This is a genomic window from Brasilonema sennae CENA114, from assembly GCF_006968745.1.
GTDB classification, from domain to species: Bacteria; Cyanobacteriota; Cyanobacteriia; order Cyanobacteriales; family Nostocaceae; genus Brasilonema; species Brasilonema sennae.
Genome location: NZ_CP030118.1, coordinates 122,408 through 142,495 on the forward strand (window position 1 = coordinate 122,408; position 20,088 = coordinate 142,495).

Consider the following 20,088-nt stretch of genomic DNA (forward strand, 5'->3'; position numbering starts at 1 on the left):
TTGTAACTAATAGCTATTGACTAATGACTAATGACTATTGACTAATGACTAATTAACGGCAGGTGCTACAAAACGCTTAACCCGCGTTGTAGCACCGCCTCCTAATAACTCATCAAAAATCTCCGCATTTTATGACTGAACAACTCTCACCAAAGGCGATAGTGGTTTTCGATATTGATGGTGTTATACGTGATGTCAGTGGTTCTTATCGACGAGCGATCGCAGATACTGTAGAGCATTTTACAGAAGGAGCGTATCGCCCAACACAACTCGATATAGATCGGCTCAAGTCTGAAGGTGTTTGGAATAATGATTGGGAAGCATCTCAAGAATTAACTTACCGCTATTTTGAAACTCTCTGTTACACGCGCGAGCAACTACAACTCGATTACAATGCCATTGTCACCTTTTTTCAATCGCGTTATCGAGGATGTGATCCCGACAAATTCACAGGATATATCTGCAATGAACCATTATTGCTAGACTCTAAATATCTAGAGGAACTAACAAAAGCTGAGATTCCCTGGGGATTTTTCAGTGGTGCAACTCGCGGTTCTGCTACTTACATTTTGGAACAACGCCTTGGGTTGAAGTCTCCAGTCTTAATCGCAATGGAAGATGCACCAAGTAAACCAAATCCGACTGGACTTTTTGCTACTGTGCGCTCCTTAGAGTCTTCCGAGAATAAAAATGATAAGCATTTAACGCCAGTAGTGTATGTAGGAGATACAGTAGCTGATATGTACACGGTGAAGCAAGCGCGTTTGCAAGAACCTTCTCGGACTTGGATTGGCGTTGGTGTTTTACCACCTCATGTACAGCAAATACTAGCACATCGGGATGCGTATGCTGAAAAATTGATAGACGCAGGAGCATCTATGGTTTTCACCAATGTACAACACCTGAGTCTGCTTAGGATTTCGGAACTAGTCAACGAAACAGGTTTTGAACAAGTGTAGGTGTTATTTTGTTGAGGTAGGGTGCAAGTCATTGCACCTCAGTTTCAGTTGGGGTTTAAATCCCAAACTGAAACCGTCTTTCATTTTGAATTTTGCTTCGACTACGCTCAGCAACCATGAATTTTGAGAGAAGTTGGAGCGGAGGTTTCCTCCGATCCAATCTTCGGTGATTTTGAATTGTTAAGATGCGTACCTTTCATGAAAATTTGGCAAGCTGATTTTTATCGTCGTCCCCAGACTGAAGCATCTGGACAAGTGATGTGGGAGTTGCTGATTTGCGATCCGACTCGTAGTTTTGAGTATCAAGCAACTTGTCTACAGTCACAAGCTTCTTCAAGTTGGGTTGGTTCTCAACTTCACAAAGCAGCGCTTGAACAACTCCCAGATGTCATTCAAGTGTTTCGTCCTCAGTCTTTAAGTTTAATAGAACAAGCTGGACGCAGTTTAGGCATTTGTGTTGAACCAACGCGCCGCACCTTGGCATTAAAACAGTGGTTGCAAGAAAAGCAATATCCTATATCTTTGGACAAACCACCCCCAATGCCATTACCAGAAAATCTTTGGGGAGAAGAATGGCGTTTTGCTTCACTTACTGCTGCTGATGTGGGAGAAATATTTGGCCATCGCCCCATCCCAATTCTAGAAATGCCAGAATATCTCCTACCTATTAATCTCGGTTTAGCATCAACAACACCCGTTCCCGGTGTTGTCATTTATGGTGGAAAACAATCAATGCGTTTGGCACGCTGGTTGCAACAAGTCCATCCTGTGGCGTTGAATTACGTTGCTGGCGCACCTGATGGTTTGGTATTAGAAGCTGGCTTAGTTGACAGGTGGATTGTTGGCACATTTGAAGATAAAGAAGTGACAACTGCTGGCAAAGTTTATGAACAACGGAAGCAGCAAAGCCGTGGACTACATTTTTTATTAGTACAACCTGATGATTCTGGGATGACTTACAGTGGCTTTTGGTTGTTACGTGAGGAGTGAGTTATGACCTCTGGCACTGTACCAAGCGCCAGATCCTTTTCACATCTGTGAGTTTATTGTTTGCCATAATACAACGGTATTTACTCACAGCGAGTTAAAGTAGTTATATACGCCTACTTGAATGAGTCCCAATGATATTAACATTTATGTTTCTGAGCTTTTTTTAGCCAAATTTACGAAATTAGCAGCAGTTAAAGTGTAGCACCAGTATTAGGTAAAGTTATCCAACCATAAAGCTCATGAGCGCAACTAGCTACCGCCGAATTATTATTGGGGATATACATGGTCATTATGAAGGTTTAATGACATTGTTAGAAGCGATCGCTCCCACATCAGATGATCAAGTCTACTTTCTTGGAGACTTAATTGATCGCGGTCCTCAAAGTTCACAAGTTGTGAGTTTTGTCAAGAATAGTTGCTACCAGTGTTTGTTGGGGAATCATGAGCAAATGTTATTAAACATTTTTACCAACAAACACGTTTCCACCTCGCTCGTACAAGGATGGCTATGCAGTGGAGGGCAAGCAACGGTAGCCAGTTATCAAGAAGCCACAATACCTGATGAGCATCTGGAATGGTTGAAAACTTTACCTACACATCTGGATTTAGGAGATATTTTCTTGGCTCATGCGGGTGTTGATCCCTCAATTCCGATGGCAGAACAAACTGTAGAACAGCTTTGCTGGGTGCGCGATAAATTTCACAGTATGGAAAAACCCTATCTTCCTGATAAGCTAATTATTGTTGGTCATACTATGACATTTACGTTACCTGACGTGAATCCTGGTAAATTAGCACAAGGACAAGGATGGTTAGATATTGATACTGGCGCTTATCATCCCCGAAGTGGGTGGCTGACAGGACTAGACATTACAAATCAACTTGTTTATCAGGCAAATGTTTATAATCATCGTTTCCGCACCTTGCCTCTAAAAGAAGCAGTGACTGTTGTCAATCCAGCTAAAGTCGAGGTGAGACGCTGCAATAAGCAACGAGTCTAGTAGCAAATAAAGGACATGAGGAGCAGTCAAAACAACTTATCTCAGCAAAGCTTTGATGTTTGCCTGATAATTAGAACTATCTAAACCGGCACTCCCACTTCTAGGTTGATTGTTAATAGCACTCTGCAAAGCTTTGATGCGATCGCCTGTTGCAGGGTGAGTACTCAAAAATGTCGGAACGCTAGAACCTTTTTTTAGTAGTTTTTCCATAAAGGAAACCATGCCTGATGGAGCATAACCAGAACTAGTTAGAGTTCTTAATCCTCTAGTATCAGCATCATATTCATCTCCACGACTACGAGGACGATTGAGGGCTAAATCTACACCAATCCCCACAGCTTGGTTACGATCCAATCCAGTTGCTGATGCCAAACCACTTGCAAGTGCTTTTTGTCGCATCTGTTTAACAAGGTGTTTTCCGCCAATATGACCAATTTCGTGCGCCATAACACTTGCTAGTTCGGCTTCATTGTCTGCTGTTTTCAGCAAACCTGTGTTAACATACACAAAACCACCTAGAGTGGCAAAAGCGTTAATAGTGTCATCCTCAACGACTTGGAAAGTATAAGGGAGATCGGGGCGATCGCTATTAGCTACCAAACGCTGACCAATTTGTTGTACATAACGATTAAGTGCAGAGTTGCGGTTAAGTTTAACTTGACTACTTAACAGTTGCTCATTAATCTGCTTACCAATATCAACTTCCTGGCGAGGAGACATATTAGACAATTGAATAACCTGAACTCCCTGAAGAATGAAAGGCAACAACTGCCCAGCATCAATCGCTCTTGTTGTCACAGGTGTCACTAAGCAGATGAGTGTGGCGACAATTACCGAAACGAATGGGTAAAACCAGGGTTTTTGAGAAAAACGGGGATTGATAGAAAAGCGTTTCCTATTCATCACAAATCCGGCTTGAAAAGAGGTTTGAAGGAATATAAAACTATAGGACGGATTTCTAACTGTGTAAGTTGCATAAAGATATATCTTCTGTGGGACAGCAACTTAAAATAGCAAAAAGTCCATCTAAAACTAGGAAGTTGTGATACACTGTCGCATGATCGTAACGCCCAAGCACATTCACTGCTAACGCAGTAACTCAGAATCCTCTGTGCTTAAATAAAGCATACTGTTACAATCAGCAACTTTGCTCTTATTTGGAAAGATTTCTTATGGCTATTATAGATTCCAAAGGTCGTTTATTCGGTAAAATTAACATCCTGGATTTAGGTGCTGTACTTGTTATTCTGCTAGTGATAGTTGGCATCTTTATCTTCCCTGGTGGTTCCGGTTCCGTTGCTCAAGTTGGTGGGAAAACAGTACCCATCGAGGTAGACTTAATCGTTCGGGGATTAAATGTACTCGATACTAAACAGTTATACGCGCGAGGATTTGAAAAAGGCGGCAAAACTAAAGTTATTATCCGCAATCAGCCTCACGGTCAAATAGATATTAAATCTGTAGAAGAGTTACCCAGAACTATATTAGTTCCTCAACCTGATGGTTCGATTAAACAATTGCCAGAACCAGACAGATCAAACAGCTTTAGTAAAGATTTACGTTTGACTTTAGCAGGCAAAGCACAAATCACTGACGAAGGACCAGTTCTAGGTAATAGTAAAGTAAAAATTGGAATGCCAATTGAGTTAGATGGCTTCAACTACAACTTTAATGCCACTGTTATTGATGTCAGATTAAAAGAAAATTAACTTACATTTGTTAGTCAGGAGAAGACAGTCCAGTTATGAGGAGCCTGCGTGCCTTTGGAGGTTCCTCTATGAGCGACTGCCGCTTCAGAAAATATGAACCGAATATGCCTGCCATGAGCTTTTGTGGTCAGTCGCTCTGGTTTAGTTAGATTTGTAAGTTAATGATAAGCGCGACTTACCACCAACTTAAAGAGAAATATTTCTTGGGTATGAATGGGTAACTCAGTCGGAGTTATCTATTTCAAACCCAACCCCCTACTTTTTTATCTTCATTATCTTCCAATTTCCAAATTTATTTCAGTAGTTCACCAACGCTTACAGATAACATTCACACACTCCTCATTCCTACGTCTCATGAAGTATCTGTAAAATCTACATATTTTTTATAAAAAATGTAAATATTTTTACAATGTAAGTTGTTTTGTGCATTTAGATATCTGGAAAAATAGACTCTTAAAACAGAATTATTACTGGTAGTAAATATAACTTTATATCAAAAATAACATTAATTTGTTGTAGTGCTCTATCAGAAACATCACTGATATGAGTAAGCGTCCAGAAAAGTGTAAACACTCATTGAATATATTAAGTAAGTAAACCTGGGTGTGCTTCATGCTGCTAGCTGGGCAACTAGTTTTTGTACCTAGAATCCTATGCAGCTGATCAAAACCAATGAATTTTTATGTCGTTAATCATCTAACTGTTCTCTAGATAATGACAAAGCGGGGTGTCGTGGCAAAGCAGGCTAGTCTTCAATCCCAGACAAAATCAACCATAAAAGACCATAAATTCTCTCGTAATGAATTTGATTCTAAAAATCAAAATCAATTTCCAGTTTCGCAAAGCCAAGTGGAAAAAGTTATTGACACTAAAGTCGTATCAGTACCCACGTGCGTCTACTTAACTTTGGAAGAATTGAGATGTTTTGAAGCAGTGGAGCGACAGTATGAGCAATGGGGAGTTCTTTTTAAGAATTGTATCGCAATACAGCCTTCAAACCCAGCATTTCCTACCCATTCTGGCCTGGTAGTGTTAATGGCAGCACCTAAAAATGGATATATAGAAGTAACTTTTCTACGTCCTGTCCATTTTGTCAGTGCTTTTGTCACCAGTTCACAGCGGCTTGTGCTTTCAGCATACGCTCGCGATCAGCAACTGCTGACACAAACAGTACTACCAGGAGCAAATCTTGCTAATTCTGACTCCGGTGGATCTCCCAACACTTTATTATCAGTATCAGCAAAGGAAATTCACCGTATTACCTTCTCTGCTTTTGATGGTCAATTCACCATTGATGATTTTAGTTTCTGTTATTAACAAGTCAATCTATAACGGAATATAAATGTAAGGATGTAGGACATCTGATCAATTTTTATGCTTGATCTATCTCCTTACATCCTTGTTTCCTTATTAAGAGCCGCTAGAGTACTGGGGTCTTGGCTACAGGTAGATCGTTGGTAAATGGGGGAGCGATATCCAAAAATTTTCTCTCGAATTTGTTTAAAGATAAAATCAGCTTTCATGGTGTTCCCGACTAAGCAGGACACATAACAGACAACTAAAACAAGGCTGGCTTTGTCTTGGCTACGACTGCGTAACCAGTTTTCCGTATAGCGCACATACAGAAGAAGATAACTGAGGTTTTGCCAAATTCCTGGGAACAACAACAGCAAATGTGCAATCATAGTATTTGGCGGTAATGCGCCTAAATATTGAGTCAAGTGTCTTTTTAGAACAAAGCCAGCCTGAGCCTGTTGATTCGACGAACGTTGGCACATAACGAACAGTTGCGGCTCTTGTAGAGCTTTTTTCCACTAGACAGTTGGAATCCCTCACCAAACTTCGGTTCGCTTGAGAGAGGATGTCAATAGAAAACTTCCACCTTCTTTAAGTTCTTGGATAAAGCCGCCCATTTTGCATTTGCATCACTCGATGATTACACCTGCGGACTAACTGTTCATCATGGGTTGTCACTATCACTGTTGCTCCAAAAGAATTTAACTTTTGGAAAATTTGCATGATTTGCCAGGAATTCTCTGGATCAAGGTTTCCAGTTGGTTCATCTGCTAAAAGAATAGGTGGTGTTCCCGCGATTGCTCGTGCAATACCTACTCGTTGTTGCTCTCCACCCGAAAGCTGTTTTGGAAAGCATTCTGCTTTGGAATGTAAACCCACCAGTTTCAAACTAGGTTCTAAACGCCTTTGAATTTCCTTGCGCGTGTATCCTTGAGCTTTTAGCGCGAGACTAACATTTTCCGCCACTGTCCGCCGAGAAATAAGTTTATAGTCTTGAAACACAACACCAATGCGTCGGCGAAAAAATGATAAGCGATGGCCCCTCAAAGGTACCATATTGTACTCATTAACAATCACATCTCCCTGTGTTGGTAACTCATCCCCATACAACAGCTTTAAAAGCGTCGATTTACCAGAGCCACTTGCTCCTGTGACAAACAAAAATTCACCCTTTTTGACTTCCAAGTCTATATTGGCAAGAGCATGACAACCATTGGCATAAGTTTTCGACACAGAGCGCAATTGCACCATGAATTCAACATTACCATTTTGCTGTTTTGTTTCGCTGTTTTGAGTCAGGACGGATTTTTCAGGAGCTTTTCGCTTGGTTAATAGTAGCATTGGAGGAATAATAGTTCTAGATTTGAGATTGAATACAATCAGTATTCCCAGGTGAAATCTAGCAACCTTGAATTCAAAACAAGTTTTTTGGCAGTAGACCTCTCCAAAAATGGCTATGAAACCTTTACGACGCTTGCACTAAAAATCGATTTTTGGAGAGGTCTAGTAGAAAATTTTTCTGAGTACTTAATCGTTGGTAGGTATAGCAATTTGATTTGTGTGAAAGTGCCTGCGCGTAGCGCATCAATTGAGAGATACAGATCTCCGACAACTTTTACGAAGTCGGAGATCTTATTTTTGACAAATGATTTAGGATTGGGAAGGTGGACAACTAACAATAGTTTACAAATTTGACGTTACACCAACTCCTGACACTTGAAAAAACCGGTAAATTAAGGCTTTAAAGGCAAATTCAGGCAACGCCAACATTCTTCGCCAGCGCCAAGGTTCTTTATATAGCCGATATAGCCATTCTAAATTGTTATCTGCTAGCCAACTAGGAGCACGAGTTTTTATCCCTGACCAAATATCAAAACTCCCTCCAACACCAATCCATATTGCTTGAGGACACAAATGGCGATTATTAGCAATCCATAACTCTTGACGTGGAACTCCTAAACCAACAAAAATCACTTGTGGCTGTAGTTGCACAAGAGTTTGTCGCAATTGTTCTTCTTCTTGTTGTGAATGAAAGCCAGAGTGAGTACCAACTACGACCAAATCTGGAATTTGAGAGAGCCAAAACTCTGATGCTTTTGCGGCTACACCAGGCGCTCCTCCGTAGAAAAAGACCTTTGCCTTAGTCTGTGTCTGTCCAAGTTTTTGCAAAAGTTTTTCTGCTAATTCAATTCCGGGAGTTCTCTGGACTTTTTGCTGCAATAGCCATTGCAGGTAGAGAACAACTCCCGCTCCATCTGGAACCACTAACTCAGCAGTCTGTATGATCTTTGCTAGGGAGGAATTCCGCTCTGCTTGCATGGTCATTTCTGCATTCAGAGTGACGACATGAACTCCTGTACCCTGCTGCAAACCTTCTAGCAACCAGCTTGGATAGTCAGTTGTCACATGAACTGGTAACCCCAAGACTGAAAACTTTCTAGGCAGTTTAGACATAGCCTATTCTTTATGAGCCTCGCACCAACTACATAGATAGAACAATAGCTTATCAAATTGTTTCCAGAAGTTTAAGTGAGGGAATTTTACAAAATAGATGTTGTGAGGGCACTCTCCGGTAAATTACGGAGATTCCAAAAAGTAGATCAAAACTCAGCATTGTAACTTACGCACTGTACAAATAAATCATGATATGTATCTAGGACTTGCGCCGGAAAAAACTTACGAGTCAGAGTTATAAATCTTGCCGTAGCAAAAAAACTTCATAAGAGGTGAAACTCGCGCTTTTACAAAGATTGATGCTCTCCGGCAGACTTCACGCGCAACCTAGTCTGCTGGCAAGGAACTCCAGTTAAGTTTCAATAAAAATGAAGCAGCATAACTTGTGGTATCTATTTAGATGTTAGGCTACTCCCTATAGAACTCAGGATGCACAATAGAATCTATCTATATCAGGTACTACTCCTAAGCAGGAGAAACATTTTGTGTTTGTGTTTTTATTGTTAAAGCTAATGTTAAAGAAGGATAATTATAAACTCGGGTGTATTTTAATCTAACACACAAGCTGTGGAGACTTAAGCGGGCAAGTATCTTATCAAATTCTGTGACAAAAAGGGGATGCCTTTATATGTTAGTCTAACTCAAAAAGCTCTGTTATCTTTTTCCACAGGCATCTTTACACTGCATCTTCAGCAGACTTTTTTGTAAACTCAATTTTACAGCTTTTGAGTATAAGGGCGGTAATAGACTATGGTTAAAATTCGTGTTGCTTTGATTGAAGATCATGATCTGACCCGTGTAGGTATTCGGACAGCTCTTCAGCAAAAGGAAGAAATTGAAGTTGTAGGCGAAGCGACAAATGGTGTCGAGGGTTTAAAAATGTTAAGTACGCTACAACCAGATATTGCCATTATAGATATTGGTTTACCAGACAAAGATGGAATTGAACTAACACGCGAGATAAAATCTACAGTTGATGGAGAAGAATTAGCAACAAAAGTATTGATTTTGACGCTACAGGATAATAAGGAAGCGGTGCTAGCTGCTTTTGCAGCAGGAGCCGACTCTTACTGTATGAAGGATATTAAGTTTGACAATTTACTTGAAGCTGTGCGAGTCACGTATAACGGTAACGCTTGGATTGATCCAGCGATCGCCCGAATTGTATTGCAACAAGCTCAAAAAAATCCATTCTCGCCTGAAGTTACAAAATTAGACAATAAAACTAGTTTACAAATGTCTGTTGATAGTAGCCTAGAAAAAGAAAATCAGCCCCTGGACACAATCGATCCTTACACTTTAACAGAAAGGGAATTAGAAGTTTTGCAATTGATTGTAGAAGGTTGTAGCAATGCGCTAATCGCGGAAAGACTTTACATCACAGTTGGAACTGTCAAAACACACGTCCGAAATATTTTGAACAAGTTATGCGCCGATGACCGTACACAAGCCGCGGTTCGCGCATTACGTTCTGGACTAGTGGGATAGAGTTTACATTCAGCTTTGGAAAACTCTTAGAAGAGTTACTAGAATTTAGAGAAAATTTGGAAAAATTCGAGAAATCATGAGTTTAAATAGGAGAAATTTTATTTACTTTTGCTTTTGTCGAGTGTATTTTAATGATGACATGGCAATAGCAAATAATTGGGTTAGTATCAAAGTCTTTGGAAAGTCAAATTAAGTATGACTGAGATAGAGACAGGAAAGCTTAAGCTCATGGTGGTGGATGATGAGCCTGACAACCTACATTTACTCTACCGTACTTTTCGGCGAGATTTTCAGGTATATCAAGCAAGTAATGCCCTCACTGCCTTAGATATCTTGGACAAAGAAGGTGAGATGGCTGTGATTATCTCTGATCAAAGAATGCCAGAAATAAATGGCACGGAATTTCTGGGTAGAACTGTAGAGCACTTTCCTGATACAATTCGGATTTTACTCACTGGTTTTACTGATGTCGAAGATTTAGTAGAGGCGATAAACTCTGGTCAGGTCTTCAAGTACATCACTAAACCTTGGAAGCCCGAGCGACTCAAAGCAGTTGTTGAGCAAGCAGCTGATATATATCGAGTCGTGAAAAAACGCACACAAGAGTTGAGTCGCGCCTTGCGCAGAGAATCTTTATTTAATGCAGTCACAACAGCTATTCGAGAGTCTCTGGACTACAACAGTATGCTACAAAGAATTGTCGCAACAGTGGGACAGACTTTTGAAGCCAGTTATTGCGTGCTCAGACCTGTGGAGGGCGATCGCCTAACACCAGATCAGTTCTGCTACCAAGATCCAAAATTCCCAGATTCGAGTTGTGATTTAGGCCTAAATCTTTTGATTCGCGAAGTTCTTGAAACCCGTCAATCACAAAAAGTCCTAAGCATACATGATGAGAAAGCTTGTCAGAAATTGGTTGTGCCTCTAACATGGCAGCAAAATGTGCTTGCTGTTCTTGCTCTCAAGCAGCATCACCACGCTCGTTCTTGGCAACAAGAAGATATCGATCTCATAACAGGTGTTGCTGAACAAGCAGCTCTTGCGCTCTCTCAAGCAAAACTTTACCAACGTCTTCATCACAAGCAAGAGCAAATCCGCGCTGAGTTGGAAGTAGCTCGCCAAATTCAAAACAACCTACTCCGTCAAACGATGCCGGACATCAAGGGTGTGAGGGTACAAGCCTGTTGCTACCCTGCTCGTGAAGTGGGAGGCGATTTTTTTGAAGTGTTTGTCCATCCTAAAGGAGACTTGTGGTTGGCTGTGGGAGACGTTTCTGGTAAGGGTGTCCCAGCGGCTTTGTTCATGGCTAGTGCTATCTCAGTGTTGCGCCGAGAGTTGTCTCAGGAATCACCGCCTCTACCAAATGTGGTTATGCAAAATCTCAACCATACTCTCAGCGATGATTTGATTAGCAACAATTGTTTTATCACCGTCGTCTTAGCTCGCTATACTCCCAATACCAGGGAACTAGTTTATGCTAACGCAGGACATATATATCCCTTGGTTTGGTCATACCGAGAGACTGTAGAAACAAAACCCAAATATCTCAAGGTACGTAGCGTTCCTCTGGGTATCTTGCCTGTATGGCAGGTCATGTCTAGTCAGTTGATTCTTGCTCCCGGAGATATCCTGCTGCTAGCTAGTGATGGTGTTACTGAAGCAGAAGTATTAAATACTAAAGATTTTGGTGCACAATTCGTCGATAGCGCCCAGCGAGTCAACCGTTCTATGCTGAATCAAGAGGGTCTGTGGCAACTGCTTAAGATAGAAGCTCAACCACTTCATCTTAACCACTTACTAGCGCGTATTCAAGCAGACAACCGAGTCCAAGAAGATGACCAAACTATACTTTCGCTGGAGGTTTTGTAAGTGATGAAAAGCGAGCTTCATGTACCAAGTGACTTAAAGTTTTTAACCATCGTAGAAAACTGGTTGGTCGGTTGCTTGGAAGTTCAGTTTAAAGGTTCAGTTGATTGGTCAAAGCAATCAAGTCGCTTGCGCTTAGTTTTGGTGGAAGCCTACTCTAATGTGGTACGTCATGCCCATAAAGATCAACCACTATTACCAGTTCTCATTCGTTTAGAATTGAAAGACCAGGAAATTGCATTGGAAGTTTGGGATCATGGCAAAGGCTTCGATTTATCTGATTATTCGCCCCCAAATCCTACTGATCAACAAGAAGGTGGCTACGGTTGGCTAATCATGCATCGTCTGATGGACAACGTGGAGTACCAGCTACAGGTTGAAGGTGGTAACTGTTTGAAGCTAGAAGTCACCTTGCCGAAAATTACTACTACGGCATAAAAAATAACTGCTCTAGCTCTGCCACAAAAGATGAGTGTGCCGATTACCACCAAAGTCAGGGCTTAACAATAACGCTCTCCTTGCATTAGCATAGACCAAGCCATTTAAAATCCTAAATTCAGAAATATTTAACAATAATTATAATTTTTGCTACCTTTATCTTGTGTAGGGGTCTGGGGGAGCTATAAGACCCACGCCATACACGAAGTGTATGGCGTTGGGATACATGGACTCTCATTAGTACCGTCTGCCCGACGGGAACCTAAACAGCCTGTGCAGTCGAGCTACCGGGGGCTAATGAAGGTCAGTCTAGGCAAGTGGCGAAAGCTTGAAAGAAAGTAACCAGGAAATCCAAGGTGTAAATCTTGGAAGCCCTCACCATCATCAAAGATTATGGTGAGGGAGGATGTCACGTGCTTACTCATCGCCTCAAATTGAGTAATTCTTTGGGAGAGGCTAAAAGTTTTATTCTCGTATAAAGGATTTCTTTTTGTTGATTGAGGATAAATATCCACAAGACATTAACACCACACCAAGAAGTTTGTGCTTTGCCTGTCACCTGAAATTGAATTTGCTCCTCCTCTAAAGTCTCGACGACACCTTCACGGGGGTAAGCTTTCACGTTTTGAGCCTCTTGTTGTAAATATCGAGTAATAGCATCTCGTCCCACAATCCCAGATTCAAATGGAGGATGCATAACACCATCTTCTGCAAACAAAGCAGCTGTTTCCTCAAATTTTCCTGCATTCAAAGTTTGAAAGTAATCCAGCAGAGTTGGTTCTGTAATTCCCGAAATCTGGAATTTTTCCTCTACTTTTGTGGGTGTAGATTCATTATCTGTCATAAATTTACCTGTATGACGATAGCTAACAATTCATTCATTGAAATACAAAAGCAACCAGACTCGAAAGCTACTTTTGAGGTATATTTTCTAGGCGAGCACAAATCATCTAGCGTGTTAGTAGACCAACGCCCATGTAAGTCACAACTTTGACTCAATAGTGTAGAATAGGAAAACTATGCTATAGGGCAAATAAAAAAAAGTAAATGAATAAATCCCCCCGAACAAATAGCAGTGAGGTGAAAAAAAAAGCCCTAGAGTTGGGATTCCAAAAGGTTGGAATTGCTGCGATAGATGGAGAGAATACAACACACGAGACCCAAAAATTGCAAACTTGGATAGGGTTGGGTTATCACGCTGATATGGAATGGATGACAAATCCTAAGCGCCAAGATATTCGTAAGGTTATGCCAGAGGTGCGAACGATCATTAGTGTCGCCCTCAACTACTACACAGATCATCAACGTCCTGGAACAAGGGAATACGCAAAAATTTCTCGGTATGCTTGGGGACGAGACTATCATAAAGTCATGCACAAAAAACTTAAGGCAATGACAACCTGGCTGCAAGGACTTGATGAAGGAATTCAAGCACGATACTATGCAGACACAGGTCCAGTACAAGATAAAGTCTGGGCACAAAAAGCTGGACTTGGTTGGATTGCAAAGAACGGAAACGTGATAACCCAGGAGTATGGCTCTTGGGTCTTTTTAGGGGAAGTGCTGACGAATTTGGAGTTGGAGAGCGATCGCCCACATACAGAACACTGTGGTACTTGTACTCGTTGTATTGACGCTTGTCCAACGGGTGCTATTACTCAACCGTTTGTCGTCGATGCGAATCGCTGCATTGCTTACCATACGATTGAAAATCGCAATGAAACATTGCCCCAAACAATAACATCCCACTTACAAGGCTGGGTTGCTGGTTGTGATATTTGCCAAGAAGTTTGCCCTTGGAATCAGCGTTTTGCTAAACAAACAGATGTTGCAGAGTTTGAACCGTATCCTGGGAATCTTGCGCCCAAGCTGGTAGAATTAGCCCAAATCTCAGATCAAGAGTGGGATAGACAATTTTCGGCATCAGCGTTGCGACGGATTAAGCCAGATATGTTGCGACGGAATGCCCGTGCTAATTTAGACGCATTCTCACAGGCGAAAGAATGACCCAGAAAGTAATTATTTTTGATTTTGATGGCACAATTGCTGATACAGTAGATGCTTTGGTAAGTATTGCCAATCGTTTAGCTGGAGAGTTTGGATATATACCAATTACCCAAGACGAGCTTAGCCTTTTGAGAAACTTAAGCTCTAGGGAAATCATTAAATACTCAGGAATTTCAATTTTAAAAATACCTTTTTTGGTCAAAAAAGTAAAAACTGAGTTAAAAACTAAAATTAAAGAATTAGAACCAATTTCAGGAATTAAAGAAGCTTTAGTTGCTCTTAACAATGAAGGTTATAGGCTAGGAATTATCACCTCTAATTCTCTAGAAAATGTGACAGCTTTTATTAAGGTTAATGATTTAGATAACTTATTTGAGTTTATCTCTTCAGGAGTGACAATTTTCGGCAAAACAACAATAATTAATAATGTATTAAAGCAAAAACAGATTAAACCTCAAGAAGTTATCTATGTAGGAGATGAAACCAGAGACATTGAAGCATCAAAGAAAGCAAATATTAAGGTGATTGCAGTGACTTGGGGGTTCAACTCAGAAGAAGTATTAGCAAAACAAAATCCAGATTTTATAATTCATCACCCAAGTCAACTGTTAGAGGTGATAAATTGCATTAATTTTTAGTTGAATTGTAAACTGACTGCTTAATAGAAACTATTATTTATATTACAAATTCGGGAGGTAGCAATCCTCCCGAATATTTTCCCATATGATCAATGAGAAAAGAGTAAAATAACGCTGAATACAGATTGAATACTTATCTTAGTTGATGTTGTTATCAAATCCAGCCAATATTACTTTTATTGACCCTTTTCCTTGACTTTTTCTACCAAATCATCACTAACGTTGGCTACAGCTTCAGTTTTAGAACCACCAACATCTTTTGCCATATCTATGTAATCACCAGGATTACTAGTTTCCTTGGCTTGTGTTTTTGTCTATTCCGATTCACCCACTTCCTGCTTAGGTGCGGTCGCCTCTTCAGCCGCTTTGGCACCTTCACCTGTGCGATCAACTCCACTGACGCTCAATTGCTGTGCAGCTTGATAATCTTCTTCTATATCCACGCCTGGTGCTTTTTCTTCACCACTAGCGATGTTTTCAGCGGCTAATTGTGCATCCTGGGTAGGAGCTTCTGATGGATTGGGCTTCACTTCGTCAGGCATGACTAACTCCTGCAAGTTTTTCTTTATCAATCTGGTATTGTATCAAGAGTAACTCTTCCATTCTTGGCATCTGTGGATAGATTTTTACCTCTATTAAAAGGTAGATAAAAGTCTATTTTTGCATTTTTTAAAACTCTTTCTCTTGGTGGTCGATATTAATGATCAAACTCTGATAGGCCTAAGTTTGGTATGTAAAATAACCTTAAAGAGAAATTACAGCACATTGCAAGTAAATGAAGTACAACACATAGAGCTATAGCCATAGTCATCTTCATTAGGACGCTGCTTGCTTGAGAACGACTTGGATTGCCGAAGCGTCAATGATCCAAGTGAAGTAATAAATATCCTTTATACTCTACGTCCTAACTTGACTGGCTATGGCTATATCAAAAAAAGGCGATAAGCCGATAGCGTTGCAAGAGCGTCCCTCTTAGGGACTAGCGTGACGTTAGTCATAGGCTTGACGCTCCGCGTATCGCGATTGCACATAAGCTCAATGTTATTGCATCAATGGAGTAGTATTCACAAGCTAAGACACCGCCAAATGACCCAGATCAGATGGACTCAGGTGAGAGTGTACAACATCACCGTCACGAAACCAAACAACACGCTGTGTTTGACGAGCAACTTCGGGTTCATGGGTTACCATCACAACAGTGATACCACTGGCATTGAGTTCACCAAAGATATCCAATACTTCTTGGGTTGTGCGCGAGTCGAGTGCGCCTGTCGGTTCATCGGCAAGCAGTAAGACTGGACGGTTTACAATGGCACGAGCTATAGCCACCCGTTGCTGCTGTCCACCAGACAGTTGAGTTGGTTTATTATTGAGACGCTTTTCTAAGCCTACTCGCTTGAGAGCTTCTGCGGCTCTATCACGTCGTTCCTTACCGTTCACACCAGCGTAGATCATCGGCAGCATTACATTTTCTAAAGCGCTCAGCTGAGGTAAAAGGTGAAATTGTTGAAATACAAATCCCAGTTTTTTGTTACGAATTTCTGCCAACTCTGTATCTTTCATTTCGGCGACATCAAGCTTATCCAGGTAATAATGTCCCGAACTGGGGCGATCCAAGCAACCAATGATATTCATTGCCGTGGATTTACCAGAACCAGATGGTCCCATGATTGAACAGTATTCACCCTCCTCTATAGTCAGATTAACACCGTTGAGTGCTCGCACTTCAGCTTCGCCACTACCGTAAACTTTAAAAACATTTTCTAAACGAATAATCACTGGTTGATTTCCCGGATTGGGAACGCGGGAGTCAGTCAGTGATAAAGTATTTGGCATATAAATTTTTAACCGAATTTAACCTAACCCACTATCAGTTTACCTAATAGGGCAATGCTGCTTTAGTCACCTGCTCAGTTTTAAATTCTTTTAACAAAAAGAACTCAGCAACTCCTGAGTCAGAAGTCAGAATGAACTTCTGTACGACTGGGTAACTCGTCTTGGGGTTTAAATAACGACAGTTAACGGGGGTGTCTACAATTGGTTAGCTGCCTTCCCTTTCCAATTGATTCTGAGTTCTGCGTTCTGACAACTGAGTTCTTCTTCAAGCACTTCTTAACGCTACAATTGGATCGAGTTGAGCCGCACGACGTGCAGGTACAACACCAAAGAATAAACCAATACCACCAGAAACACCAACTGCAAGGGCAATTGCTACAGGAGAAATTCCTGCTTTTAGTGGAGTCAAGGCTGATACTACCATAATGCCGCTCACACCAATCGCAGTGCCAATTAACCCACCTGCTGCTGAGAGAATGATCGCTTCTATGATGAACTGTGACAGAACATCCTGCTGAGTTGCACCAATAGCTTTACGTAAACCAATTTCTTGAGTGCGTTCAGTAACGGAGACGAGCATAATATTCATGATGCCGATACCGCCGACAAATAGGGAGATACCAGCTACAGCAGCCAGCATAATTGTCAAAGCACCTGTGATTTGACCAAGAGTTTGCAAAGCATCCTTCTGAGTGCGAATGGTAAAATCATCTTCGCTGATAATTTTGTGCCGCAGGCGTAGCAAATTGGTAACTTGAAATTCTGCCGCATCAACACTGTTGCTATCACGAGCAGAGGCAACTATGTAATCTAACGCAATCCCATAGGGAGAATTCCGTCCGACAAGTCGATTTGCTGAGGTTGTGATTGGTACTAATGCTGCTTCGTCATAATCAGCTCCCAAGCTTGAGCCTTTAGCTTCTAGGACACCAATAACTTGAAAGCTAGCATTTTTGATTCGCAACTGCTGACCGATGGGGTTAGTAGTACCAAATAATCTTTCTGCTAAATTGGCACCTAGTACAACAACTTGATTATTGCGCTTTATATCAATGTCGGTAAAAAACCGACCTTTGGCAGTATCAAAGTCGCGTACTTTGGGAAAGCTGGAAGTTGTGCCAATGATATTGACATTGGTATTTCTGTTACGGTAATTGGCTACATATCTGCCATTTAACTCCGGCGCGACTCCTGCTACTGTTGGCACTTGAGAGGCGATCGCCTGCGCATCTTCCAGCACTAGATTTTTCGACACTTTCCTGCTGATACGCTGAGTTTCACGATTACCAGGAATGACAAACAAGATATTTGGTCCCAGGGACTGCAATTCCTTGTTGACAAACTTTTGCCCTCCTTCACCAACCCCAATCATGGCAATCACTGAGGCATTCCCGATCACAATACCCAGCATCGTCAGGGCGCTACGTAACTTATTCGACACCAGGGTTTTCCCTGCCATCTTCATACTTTCTAGGATGTTCATTTCTTTTCCTGTTCCTGCTTTTTCTGAATCATGTAATCTGCAGGTGGGTTGAGAAAGATGCGATCGCCCCCTTTTACTCCTTCTAAAATCTGAGTTTGGTCTTTGATTTGTGCTCCGATTGTGACAGGACGAAACTGGGGTTTATTCTTTGCATCTGGCACTAAGACACCTGTGTTACCCTTTTCAGTGACAATTGCTACAGTTGGCACGAGTAAGGCATCTTGTACTTTATCACCTAAAAAGGTCATGTTCACGTTCAAGCCAGAACGCAATTTGTCTCGTCCTGTATCAATTGCCACCCGGATCTGGAACAATGTGACACCTTCTTCCTTGACTGCTTCAGGAGCAATCAAGCGCACATGACCTTTAAATACTTGATCAGGATAGGCATCGGCGACAATTTCTACCTGCTGCCCCTGCTTAATTCTACCTATATCAGCTTCTGGGACACTCGCCAGAACTTCTAAGCCGCGTGCGACAGCAACAACAGAACTAGAAGTTGCCGATGCACTTGAGGAAGCGGAAGTTGTTGGTGTGACGTACGCACCAACATTGGCGTACTTCTGGGTGACAATTCCGGAAAAGGGAGCGCGGATAATCGTATTGTCTAAATTTACTTGCTCTGTTTTTAACTTAGCTTGAGCAGCTCCAACAGCTGCTTTACGTTGGGCAATTTCCTCAGGACGGGAACCTGCTTGTGATAATTGCAAAGCTGCTCGTGATTCAGCAACTGTTGCTTCTTTTTGAGAAACTTCTTCAGAACGAGTGCCAATTTGTTGTAGAGATAGGCGTTTTTCCGCTTCTAGCAAACTCGCCTTAGCAGCATTATCTTCACTTATGGCTTGGTCAAGCAATTGTTTTTTCTCAGCTCCCTGCTGGTAGAGAGATTGGTAACGCTTGAGTTGTTCGGTTGTATATTTAGCCTTTGCTTGAGCGGCATCTACTTGAGCTTGTGCCTGGGCAATTTCTTGAGGACGATTTCCTGCACGCGCTTGAGCCAGTTGTGCCTCTGCTTGTGCTAAACGTGCTTTTGCTTGATCAATTTCTTGAGGACGATTCCCAGCAACGACTTGATCCAACTGTGCTTGGTTCTGTGCTAAGTTTGCACGAGCCTCAGCGATTCGTGCTTGAATATCTGCACTGTCCATCTTGGCAATAATTTGCCCTTGGGTAACCTTGTCGCCTTGTTCAACATACAACTGTACCAGAGTTCCAGAGTTTTTCGGGCTGATATTCACGCTTTGAACAGGCTGCACTATACCACTAGCAGAAATTCGCACAGTCACATCTTTGGCTTCTACTGGGACAGTCAGTGCAGTTATGTCTTGTTTGCTTGTCCCCCGATTGACAACTGTGTATGTTGTGGTTGCACCAATCACCAATACTCCAGCTGCTACTAAACCAATCAACCAGCGTGCTGGGTGCTTAACTTTTTTATCAATTACAGGAGTTTCTAAGTATGTAGTCATAATAGATTGTCATGATAATAGCTTGATATCAGCGTCTTTAAGTGTAAGACCAAAACGAATAATTTAGAGTTTTTACAATTTTTAGAAGGCTTTTGAAAATAAAGTTATTAATAAATCAATGACTATGTAAACATCTAAAATATACAGTAGCTTAATATATCTTCATCTTATTGGTCAATGCTTCGTTATGACTTCACCTGAATGGGTGACTTTTACAGTTATTATGAACACTATAAATTTTGCGTCAATTGCCATTTTTTGGAAGAATGATAGTTCTACAGCCAGACAAAAAGGGGGAAAACACAGTCGCACCTGATCTTTAATATTCTGACTTTAGTTGTCTAAATCATTAGCTTGTCGTTGAAAATTTAACTCGGGTACTGGTATAGCATGATATTGTTTAAGCGATACGCATGATTGCGTCTGCGCTCCACGGAATCGCTTTTTGACAACA

Annotated in this window: 18 protein-coding genes and 1 pseudogene; 10 read left to right on the forward strand and 9 right to left on the reverse strand. The window is 41.3% G+C overall.

Annotated features, from left to right (window positions below; genetic code table 11):
* The first annotated feature begins 131 nt into the window (after positions 1–131).
* From DP114_RS00485 to DP114_RS00495, 3 genes are all read left to right on the forward strand, one after another.
* Positions 132–959: a TIGR01548 family HAD-type hydrolase gene (locus tag DP114_RS00485; protein ID WP_171975172.1), complete on the forward strand. Its 828-nt coding sequence runs from the start codon at positions 132–134 to the stop codon at positions 957–959.
* A gap of 198 nt (positions 960–1,157) precedes the next feature.
* The gene (locus tag DP114_RS00490) at positions 1,158–1,949 is read left to right on the forward strand and encodes a Tab2/Atab2 family RNA-binding protein (RefSeq protein ID WP_171975173.1); all 792 of its coding nucleotides are present in this window, start codon (positions 1,158–1,160) and stop codon (positions 1,947–1,949) included.
* 239 nt (positions 1,950–2,188) lie between these two features.
* Entirely contained in the window at positions 2,189–2,950 is a 762-nt protein-coding gene (locus tag DP114_RS00495) for a metallophosphoesterase family protein (RefSeq protein ID WP_169265777.1), read from the forward strand.
* 36 nt (positions 2,951–2,986) lie between these two features.
* Here the strand turns inward: DP114_RS00495 and DP114_RS00500 are convergent, their stop codons facing one another.
* Complete coding sequence (locus DP114_RS00500) at positions 2,987–3,853, reverse strand: M48 family metallopeptidase (protein WP_169265776.1); 867 nt, start codon at positions 3,851–3,853, stop codon at positions 2,987–2,989.
* Positions 3,854–4,122: 269 nt separating this feature from the next.
* Between DP114_RS00500 and DP114_RS00505 the strand changes: the two genes are divergently transcribed.
* Both DP114_RS00505 and DP114_RS00510 read left to right on the forward strand, forming a co-directional pair.
* Positions 4,123–4,659 (forward strand): DUF4330 domain-containing protein, encoded by a 537-nt coding sequence (locus tag DP114_RS00505; protein ID WP_169265775.1) that lies wholly within the window; start codon positions 4,123–4,125, stop codon positions 4,657–4,659.
* 714 nt (positions 4,660–5,373) lie between these two features.
* Positions 5,374–5,976 carry a hypothetical protein gene (locus DP114_RS00510; protein ID WP_171975174.1) on the forward strand — a complete coding sequence of 201 codons (603 nt, stop codon included), beginning with the start codon at positions 5,374–5,376 and terminating at the stop codon, positions 5,974–5,976.
* Positions 5,977–6,050: 74 nt separating this feature from the next.
* Here DP114_RS00510 and DP114_RS00515 read toward each other — a convergent pair whose 3' ends face one another.
* From DP114_RS00515 to DP114_RS00525, 3 genes are all read right to left on the reverse strand, one after another.
* Positions 6,051–6,380 (reverse strand): hypothetical protein, encoded by a 330-nt coding sequence (locus DP114_RS00515; protein WP_171975175.1) that lies wholly within the window; start codon positions 6,378–6,380, stop codon positions 6,051–6,053.
* A gap of 166 nt (positions 6,381–6,546) precedes the next feature.
* Complete coding sequence (gene ftsE, locus DP114_RS00520) at positions 6,547–7,296, reverse strand: cell division ATP-binding protein FtsE (protein WP_169265773.1); 750 nt, start codon at positions 7,294–7,296, stop codon at positions 6,547–6,549.
* Positions 7,297–7,638: 342 nt separating this feature from the next.
* Positions 7,639–8,409, reverse strand: a complete 771-nt coding sequence (locus tag DP114_RS00525) for a WecB/TagA/CpsF family glycosyltransferase (protein ID WP_169265772.1) — start codon at positions 8,407–8,409, stop codon at positions 7,639–7,641.
* A gap of 750 nt (positions 8,410–9,159) precedes the next feature.
* Between DP114_RS00525 and DP114_RS00530 the strand changes: the two genes are divergently transcribed.
* The 3 genes from DP114_RS00530 to DP114_RS00540 all read left to right on the forward strand — a co-directional run bounded on the left by DP114_RS00530 (position 9,160) and on the right by DP114_RS00540 (position 12,201).
* Positions 9,160–9,897 carry a response regulator transcription factor gene (locus DP114_RS00530; RefSeq protein WP_169265771.1) on the forward strand — a complete coding sequence of 246 codons (738 nt, stop codon included), beginning with the start codon at positions 9,160–9,162 and terminating at the stop codon, positions 9,895–9,897.
* A gap of 195 nt (positions 9,898–10,092) precedes the next feature.
* Complete coding sequence (locus DP114_RS00535; RefSeq protein ID WP_169265770.1) at positions 10,093–11,766, forward strand: SpoIIE family protein phosphatase; 1,674 nt, start codon at positions 10,093–10,095, stop codon at positions 11,764–11,766.
* A gap of 3 nt (positions 11,767–11,769) precedes the next feature.
* On the forward strand, positions 11,770–12,201 hold the full coding sequence (locus DP114_RS00540; RefSeq protein WP_169265769.1) for an ATP-binding protein: 432 nt from the start codon (positions 11,770–11,772) through the stop codon (positions 12,199–12,201).
* 421 nt (positions 12,202–12,622) lie between these two features.
* On the opposite strand, the gene DP114_RS00545 is transcribed toward DP114_RS00540, so the two are convergent.
* Positions 12,623–13,045, reverse strand: coding sequence for a nuclear transport factor 2 family protein (locus DP114_RS00545; protein WP_169265768.1), 423 nt, complete (start codon positions 13,043–13,045; stop codon positions 12,623–12,625).
* Between the two features lie 203 nt (positions 13,046–13,248).
* Here DP114_RS00545 and queG point away from each other — a divergent pair, with 203 nt between their 5' ends.
* Entirely contained in the window at positions 13,249–14,208 is a 960-nt protein-coding gene (gene queG / locus DP114_RS00550; protein ID WP_169265767.1) for a tRNA epoxyqueuosine(34) reductase QueG, read from the forward strand.
* Positions 14,205–14,846, forward strand: coding sequence for an HAD-IA family hydrolase (locus tag DP114_RS00555; protein ID WP_169265766.1), 642 nt, complete (start codon positions 14,205–14,207; stop codon positions 14,844–14,846). Before queG ends, DP114_RS00555 begins: the two co-directional genes overlap by 4 nt.
* A gap of 176 nt (positions 14,847–15,022) precedes the next feature.
* Here DP114_RS00555 and DP114_RS00560 read toward each other — a convergent pair.
* The 4 genes and pseudogenes from DP114_RS00560 to DP114_RS00575 form a co-directional block, all read right to left on the reverse strand.
* Positions 15,023–15,388, reverse strand: a pseudogene (locus tag DP114_RS00560) (hypothetical protein).
* A gap of 529 nt (positions 15,389–15,917) precedes the next feature.
* Positions 15,918–16,682 carry an ABC transporter ATP-binding protein gene (locus DP114_RS00565; protein WP_305764690.1) on the reverse strand — a complete coding sequence of 255 codons (765 nt, stop codon included), beginning with the start codon at positions 16,680–16,682 and terminating at the stop codon, positions 15,918–15,920.
* 265 nt (positions 16,683–16,947) lie between these two features.
* Positions 16,948–18,165, reverse strand: a complete 1,218-nt coding sequence (locus DP114_RS00570) for an ABC transporter permease (protein ID WP_171975176.1) — start codon at positions 18,163–18,165, stop codon at positions 16,948–16,950.
* Complete coding sequence (locus DP114_RS00575) at positions 18,162–19,634, reverse strand: efflux RND transporter periplasmic adaptor subunit (RefSeq protein ID WP_171975177.1); 1,473 nt, start codon at positions 19,632–19,634, stop codon at positions 18,162–18,164. The genes DP114_RS00570 and DP114_RS00575 overlap by 4 nt, the downstream gene beginning before the upstream one ends.
* Between the last annotated feature and the right edge of the window lie 454 nt (positions 19,635–20,088).